This window comes from Chroococcidiopsis cubana SAG 39.79 (genome assembly GCF_003991895.1).
In the GTDB taxonomy this organism is placed as follows: domain Bacteria; phylum Cyanobacteriota; class Cyanobacteriia; order Cyanobacteriales; family Chroococcidiopsidaceae; genus Chroococcidiopsis; species Chroococcidiopsis thermalis.
The window spans coordinates 1-7,085 of record NZ_RSCK01000167.1; the positions used below are offsets into that span (position 1 = coordinate 1).

The window sequence follows — 7,085 nt, forward strand, 5'->3', positions numbered from 1 at the left end:
CAATCCCCTCTTGCCCAAATGGGATATTCTTATCCGACCTGCCTCATAGGTATTTTGTTTCTTGGAGATCGCCTAAAGCCGATCGTATAACCTTGGTCTTGTAACCGCCAGCACAGATCGACATCATCGCCAGCAGCATGAAATAACGGGTCGAAACCGCCAATTTCTGCTAGCGCTTCTCGGCGAAAAGCCATGTTGCAACCAGCAATATGCTCCGCTACCTCATCGTTTAGTAAGACATGGGTAGGACCACCAGGAGACACTGCCACGCAAGCAGGGATCAAAGCATCTTCTGGTGGGGGTAAGTTGGGACCACCAACGGCTGAAAGTCCCGAACTGAGAAATTTATCTACCAGGTAAATTAACCAGTCTGGGTCGGCAACGCAATCAGAATCAGTATAGGCAATAATTTCGCCTTCAGCAGCAGCGATACCGACGTTACGAGCGACACTTAACCCCTTATTTTCTTGGTTAATTAAGCGAATATAGTCATATTTTCGAGCAATTCTCCAGCTACCGTCTGTAGAGCCATCATTGACCACAATTACCTCATAGTTAGGGTAATTGAGCCGCTCTAGCGAGGCGAGGCAACTGTCTAGAGTTCGTTCGGCATTGTAAGTACAGACAACCACCGAGACTTTGGGGTATTCAGGTAGTTGTGGTGGTAGCAGCGATTTGTAATACTGCTGCACGCTATAGAACGCAGGCTTTTTATGCCGATCGCGATCGACTAAACCGAACGCCCAGTCTTGAATTGCAAACCCACCAGTAAACCACTCGTCCGTCCAAGAAAAGACTATTGTACCTGCTGCTCCAGTTTTGAAACTCGATGCCAGTTTGCGATCGAGGATCTGAGCTTGCCCCTCTACACCCTCGCGGATAGAATCGATGCCGAACTCGCTCAGTACTAATGGTTTATCTTCTGCTAGATTGTGCAGCCGCGCTAGGTAACTGCGAAAATCTTTTTCCTTGTGTAGATAGACGTTGAAGGATAAAAAATCAGTGAAGTCAATATCTAAATACTCAGTACAGGGGTAGTTAGCATAACTGACAAGTGCGGTAGGATCGCCATCCTTGGCAACTGAAACTAAATCTCTCAGGAAAGCTCGAACTTGCTTAGCTCCGTGCCAGCGAACGACATCTGGAGGGATCTCGTTACCGACTAGATAAGCAAACGTAGCGGGGCTGTCGCGACAGGCTCGCACCCCATCAGCGATCGCGCCCCGAATCTCTGCTCGGACAGCAGAGGAACTCAAAAAACAGATATGCTCAGCCCAAGGAATACCGACCATTATTCTCAGACCGTAAGCTGCTGCCAAATCCAACAGCCATACAGGGGGAACAGTATACGTGCGAATACAGTTCGCTCCTAGTTCTACCATCAAGGCAAAGTCTTTTTCAACAACCTGTTTTTCAGGAAAGGGAGTGCCGTGTGTTGCCTGAGAAAACGGACCGTAGCTAACTCCTTTGAGAAAAAACTTTTGATCGTTAACGTACAAAAACTTACCTTGAGCTGTGACTGCTTCCCTGGTTGCCAGCGGTGCATAACTGAAGCTAGAACACGGCAGACTCATGCAGGATTCCGCTCCTCATAGTTCAAATTTCTAAATTTTTAAATCTCGATACTTAATTCTTGCCGCTTGTGTTGAGATACAGCACAGAAGTACTGCCCCTCACGCATGTGGCAGAGCGCGAAAGACTGCGATCGCGATTGCTAATTAAGGCAAAAATTGGTCTCTATCAAAACCTAGTCATAAGCTACACTCTTACCAAAGTTAATTACAAGTGTCAACTGCAAAATCGAGCTTTTTGAGAACTTATAACACAATGCCATATTTTCAACTCAGGACAATTGGTCAATATATTCTCTCTAGTTAGTTGTTGTCTCTTGCTTGCAGCTAGTTTGGAGGGAATATTTACTTTCAGAGTTTTGCATAACGTACTTCAATCGCATGTCTGAAGTTCGACCCTACTTTTGCAAGTATCTTCACATTTGTGCAAAATTTGCACAAATGTCTCGAACTCGGTATTTGCAAATATGGGGTTGACACGCTCAAATTAAGTGTGTAGTATCCAGTTTAGAGGAAAAGTGAGTATTCAAAATCAATTCTTAAATTGCAATAGGTTTTAAGTTGCATTGACGACTAGCGCCAGCTAGTTGTGAACGATCGGACGTAGTAAGTTTTAGGCATAGTGAAATATAACAATGAATAGCTCGTGCTGTCGTTTCTGTGGCTCTTTGCTGAGACATAGCTTTGTCGATCTAGGAATGTCACCATTGTGCGAGAGCTACATAACACCTGCTCAGCTCAACCAGATGGAGCCGTTTTATCCACTGCATGTGTACGTATGCGATCGCTGTTTTTTAGTTCAACTTCTAGAGTATGTCAGTCCGAGTGACATCTTCAGTCACTATGCGTACTTCTCGTCCTATTCTGATACTTGGCTGCAACACGTTCGAGATTACACTGAAAAAATGGTAGGGCGTTGGGGATTGCACGAACAGAGCCAAGTTGTCGAAATTGCAAGTAATGATGGTTATTTGCTGCAATACTTTGTGGCTCAAGGGATACCTGTTTTAGGCATTGAGCCAGCAGCAAATGTAGCCAAAGTAGCGCGGGAAAAAGGTATTCCTACACTTGTCAAGTTCTTTGGGCAACAGACAGCGCGCGAGTTAGTAGCAAAGGGGAATCAAGCCGATTTGTTGTTGGGGAATAACGTGCTAGCTCACGTACCCGATTTAAATGATTTTGTGGCTGGAATGAAAATTTTGCTCAAACCGGAGGGAGTTATTACAATGGAATTCCCCCATTTGATGCGGTTGATGGAGGGAAATCAGTTTGATACCATTTACCACGAACACTTTTCTTATCTTTCATTTCTCACGGTTGAGAAAGTTTTTGCCACCCACGGACTGACTATTTTTGATGTTGAACAGTTTTCAACTCACGGGGGTTCCCTCAGAATTTATGTCAGTCATGCTGAAGATACGTCGAAATCAATTAGTCAACAGGTGAGAGCGTTAAGATCTGAAGAGAAAGCGGCTGGATTTACAACTCTAGAGCATTATTTCTCTTTTGCTCAAAAGGTTAAAGAAACCAAGTTTAAGCTATTGGATTTTTTAATTACAGCGAAAAGGCAAGGCAAATCTGTTGTTGGTTATGGCGCTCCAGGCAAAGGTAACACGCTCTTGAATTTTTGTGGAATCCGCACGGATTTTATCGATTATACAGTCGATCGCAGTTCTTTTAAGCAAGGTAAATTATTACCAGGCACTCATATTCCTATCTTTCATCCTAACAAAATTTTGGAGACAAAGCCAGACTATCTTTTAATTTTACCTTGGAATCTTCAGGATGAAATTATGGAGCAAATGGCATATATTCGCGATTGGGGTGGTAAGTTTGTTGTACCAATACCTGAAGTAATTGTTTACTCTTAGGTAATGGGTAATGGGTAGTTGGTAGTTGGTAGTTGGTAGTTGGGATTTACACGACTTGCTACCTTATGGCTCAGTTTAAATCTACTCCGACAGAAATAAGGAGAGTATATTATGAAAGTTGTTTTATTTTGCGGTGGTTTAGGAACGCGATTGAGAGAAGCTGCTGCAAATTTACCTAAACCAATGGTTCATATTGGCTACCGACCGATTTTATGGCATATCATGAAGTATTATGCCTACTACGGACATAAAGATTTTATTTTGTGCCTTGGCTACAAAGCTGATGCTATAAAGAACTATTTTTTACATTACAATGAATGTTTATCTAACGACTTTACATTATTGAATGGTGGAAAAACTATTCAACTATCCAATAGCGATATCGAAGATTGGAAAATCACCTTTGTTGATACAGGTTTGCATTCTAGTATCGGGCAAAGATTCAAAGCGGTTGAAAAGTATCTGGAAGGTGAAGAGGTATTTTTAGCAAATTATAGCGATGGGTTGACCGATCTGAATCTACCAAGATTCATTGATGATTTTTATCAAAAAGATAGGGTAGCTTGTTTTTTGTGTGTCAAGCCTTCCCATAGCTTTCACCTTGTTTCTACTACAGAAGATGGTTTAGTCAACGATATTAAAGATGTGAAAGAAGCAGGAATTCGGATTAATGGAGGATATTTTCTGTTTAAACGAGAGATTTATCAATACATTAATGAAGGTGAGGAGTTAGTGTGCGAGCCATTTCAAAGATTGATGAAGTTGAATCAGCTAACGGCATATAAATATGATGGTTTTTGGGCGTGCATGGATACCTTCAAAGAACAGCAGCAGTTAGACGATTTGTATTGCCAAGGGAAAGCACCTTGGCATGTATGGAAATCTACTCAGTCAGAATATTGTTGGGAAACAAATAAATCAAAAACATTCAATCTAGCATATCAGATTGGGAGATAGACTGGATGCTCAAATTTAATTTTGAAGCAAAAAGCGATTCGCCTTATAATGTTTTATGTTTGGGAGCGCACTGCGATGATATTGAAATTGGTTGTGGAGGTACAATTTTAAAACTGATAAAAAAATATCAGAACCTTGCATTTTATTGGGTGGTATTTAGCTCTAATTCACAAAGAGAAAAAGAGGCTTATGAGAGTGCTAAACAGTTTTTAAAAGGAACGCAAATAAAAAATATTGCGATCGCAAATTTTAGAGATGGATTTTTGCCTTTCATCGCGATTGAAGTTAAAGAACTTTTTGAGAGCTTAAAACAAGAATTTCAGCCCGATCTTATTTTGACTCATTACCGTAACGACCTACATCAAGATCATCGATTAATTTCTGATTTAACTTGGAATACCTTCAGAAATCATCTAATTTTAGAATATGAAATTCCCAAGTACGATGGCGATTTAGGTATACCTAATTTCTTTGTTCATTTAGATCCAACAATTTGCCAGCATAAAACCCACTTAATTCTTAGTAGTTTTCAGTCTCAAATAGAAAAGCAGTGGTTTACTGAAGAAACCTTTTTATCAATTTTAAGAATCCGAGGAATCGAATCGAATGCACCAGAAAAATACGCAGAGGCTTTTTACTGTCGTAAAATTGTTTTTTAATTTACCAATTACCAAAGTAGTAGAGTGCGTTTTGAAAACGCACCCTATTAGCCTTACAATTTTGTAAAGTTTTTTTGATTGAAAAGAGTCATAGAGGTGTACGGTTGTTTGGTAGGGGCGCACAGCTGTGCGCCCCTACTACGAATTAGATTGTCCTATTTTCCAAAGATAGCTAGAAATTAAATTTGTAAACGTGTGCGCCACAATTGGAACTAATAAATTGTGCGTGACTACAGCACTGAATCCTAGCAATACACCTACTATAGTTGCCCAAACAACATAAGACCATTGCTGAGAACCACTCAGATGTAAAGCACCGAAGCATAGACTTGATATGGCAATGCCAGTAGCATTTAAACCGAGTGCTGGTAGCATGACCCCTCGAAATAATAATTCTTCACTCAGCCCTGGTAATAACCCTACCCAGATAATGTCTGGTAGTAACAATGGCTTGAGAACAAATTCTAGATAGAAATCCGAACTACGACGATATGCGGGCCACAATCGATAAACTACAAAGCTAGCAGAAGTAATAATGAGTCCTAGACCAATGCCTGTAAGTATAGATCCGGCATCCCAACTAACACTTAAGAGGGACACGGAACCAAATCTTAACCAGAGTTTTGAGATTATTAAAAATACTACAGCAGTCACACCCATCAACATTAAAATTTGGAGGCGCGACAAAGGTTGAAGACTCGGATCTTGCTGCTGACTCACGGAAATGGCAGGGCGGTTAGGGGTTAGTGATAGTATAGGGCTATGGCTAGTCATCTGTGGTAGATAAGCAATGTAAATTTGCGATCGCCCCACAAAGGACAGTTGGATTCACACCTGCTTTGTGGGCAGCGATGACACCGATTGCCTCTAAATACGAGTTTACTGCGATCGCTTTGATTCCCAGTGGTGCGGGTGGCACTTGCATGGTAGTTTGATTTTCTGCCACAGTAATAATTTGCGCCTGGGATTGGCTTAAACTGAGGACGGCACTACTACCGCAAGCCGTGGCAGGGATGACGACAGCATCGACTTCCTTTGCCCAAATATCTTCATGTAGAGACGTTATATGTCGTGGAGGTTGTAGAGACGTTCCAGGTAACGTCTCTACACGGTGTGGATTGACAACAAATTGAGGGGCGCGACTTAACCCAACTAAAACGCTAGGCAAAAATGTATATCCCAATTCTTCCGCCGCCGAACGAGGAGACAAATCGGGATCGAGGGGTAAAGGTGATAACGCGGGAGAATGGGCGCAGGGAATTTGAAAAGTTTTGACAATTAAATGGCTGATAATCGCTTCCGCACCCGCTAGCGGATCGACTCCTTGTCCGTGACGATAGTTTTGCAATGCTTCGCTACCAATATCATCAGGGAAACGGGCAACCACTGCGATCGCTTCTGCCCCAGCTTTACTTATCAATACTTCCGCCGCCCGTAACAAACTATCGGGATTGCCAATTGTTCCCCAACTCGCCCCAGAAGCAGCAGTCCGCAATTCCACATTCAAAGGCGCATCAGTAATAACATAGTCGGTTAAATTTAACCCCAAAGTTGCCCTAGCCGCATCCGCAGCTTGGAGATGTCGCAGTCGCAAATCTGTCTCTATTCCTTTGTCAAGAATTAAACCTATGCGATTTTGATGTATTGGACGTAAACCCCAGCATCCCGCTGCGAATTTGTCAAGTCCGTAGCCTTCAACATAGAAAGCATTAGGTAAAGACCAGTATAATTGTGCGCCATTGAGGACGTTCGGGTGAGTGATGAGGCGATCGCATACCGAAGCAAGTGTTCTAGCAACAGGCATTGCATCACCAGCATAACCACCAATAGCTGCCCCAATTCCAGTAGGGACGATTAAGAGGGCTGTGTAGAGACGATTCATATAAAGTCAAAAGTCAAAAGTTAAAAGTTAAAAATTCGTAGGGGCGGGTTTAGCTAAAATCCTTACGGTAGTCCTACACAAGTAAGGATGAGTTATAGTGATGAATGAAATACCAGATAGCTCCGATATGGTTATCCAACTTTTT

Annotated in this window: 6 protein-coding genes; 3 read left to right on the forward strand and 3 right to left on the reverse strand. The window is 42.1% G+C overall.

Going from position 1 to position 7,085, the window contains the following annotated elements; translation table 11 throughout:
- Nucleotides 1–29: 29 nt before the first annotated feature.
- On the reverse strand, nt 30–1,574 hold the full coding sequence (locus tag DSM107010_RS35920; RefSeq protein ID WP_241994474.1) for a glycosyltransferase: 1,545 nt from the start codon (nt 1,572–1,574) through the stop codon (nt 30–32).
- 632 nt (nt 1,575–2,206) lie between these two features.
- Between DSM107010_RS35920 and DSM107010_RS35925 the strand changes: the two genes are divergently transcribed.
- The 3 genes from DSM107010_RS35925 to DSM107010_RS35935 all read left to right on the forward strand — a co-directional run bounded on the left by DSM107010_RS35925 (nt 2,207) and on the right by DSM107010_RS35935 (nt 5,058).
- The gene (locus DSM107010_RS35925; protein WP_106169090.1) at nt 2,207–3,442 is read left to right on the forward strand and encodes a class I SAM-dependent methyltransferase; all 1,236 of its coding nucleotides are present in this window, start codon (nt 2,207–2,209) and stop codon (nt 3,440–3,442) included.
- A gap of 111 nt (nt 3,443–3,553) precedes the next feature.
- Nucleotides 3,554–4,399 (forward strand): sugar phosphate nucleotidyltransferase, encoded by an 846-nt coding sequence (locus DSM107010_RS35930; protein ID WP_106169089.1) that lies wholly within the window; start codon nt 3,554–3,556, stop codon nt 4,397–4,399.
- A 5-nt stretch (nt 4,400–4,404) separates the two neighbouring features.
- Complete coding sequence (locus DSM107010_RS35935; protein WP_106169088.1) at nt 4,405–5,058, forward strand: PIG-L deacetylase family protein; 654 nt, start codon at nt 4,405–4,407, stop codon at nt 5,056–5,058.
- 138 nt (nt 5,059–5,196) lie between these two features.
- Here the strand turns inward: DSM107010_RS35935 and DSM107010_RS35940 are convergent, their stop codons facing one another.
- Nucleotides 5,197–5,832 (reverse strand): CPBP family intramembrane glutamic endopeptidase, encoded by a 636-nt coding sequence (locus DSM107010_RS35940; RefSeq protein ID WP_015154384.1) that lies wholly within the window; start codon nt 5,830–5,832, stop codon nt 5,197–5,199.
- Nucleotides 5,825–6,940, reverse strand: a complete 1,116-nt coding sequence (locus tag DSM107010_RS35945; RefSeq protein WP_106169087.1) for a DUF3326 domain-containing protein — start codon at nt 6,938–6,940, stop codon at nt 5,825–5,827. Before DSM107010_RS35945 ends, DSM107010_RS35940 begins: the two co-directional genes overlap by 8 nt.
- Between the last annotated feature and the right edge of the window lie 145 nt (nt 6,941–7,085).

What these genes read in the sequence shown, in the direction of transcription:
- DSM107010_RS35920 (WP_241994474.1), bottom strand. Translation starts at nt 1,574, where the DNA reads ATGAGTCTGCCGTGTTCTAGCTTCAGTTATGCACCGCTGGCAACCAGG.
- DSM107010_RS35925 (WP_106169090.1), top strand. Translation starts at nt 2,207, where the DNA reads ATGAATAGCTCGTGCTGTCGTTTCTGTGGCTCTTTGCTGAGACATAGC.
- DSM107010_RS35930 (WP_106169089.1), top strand. Translation starts at nt 3,554, where the DNA reads ATGAAAGTTGTTTTATTTTGCGGTGGTTTAGGAACGCGATTGAGAGAA.
- DSM107010_RS35935 (WP_106169088.1), top strand. Translation starts at nt 4,405, where the DNA reads ATGCTCAAATTTAATTTTGAAGCAAAAAGCGATTCGCCTTATAATGTT.
- DSM107010_RS35940 (WP_015154384.1), bottom strand. Translation starts at nt 5,832, where the DNA reads ATGACTAGCCATAGCCCTATACTATCACTAACCCCTAACCGCCCTGCC.
- DSM107010_RS35945 (WP_106169087.1), bottom strand. Translation starts at nt 6,940, where the DNA reads ATGAATCGTCTCTACACAGCCCTCTTAATCGTCCCTACTGGAATTGGG.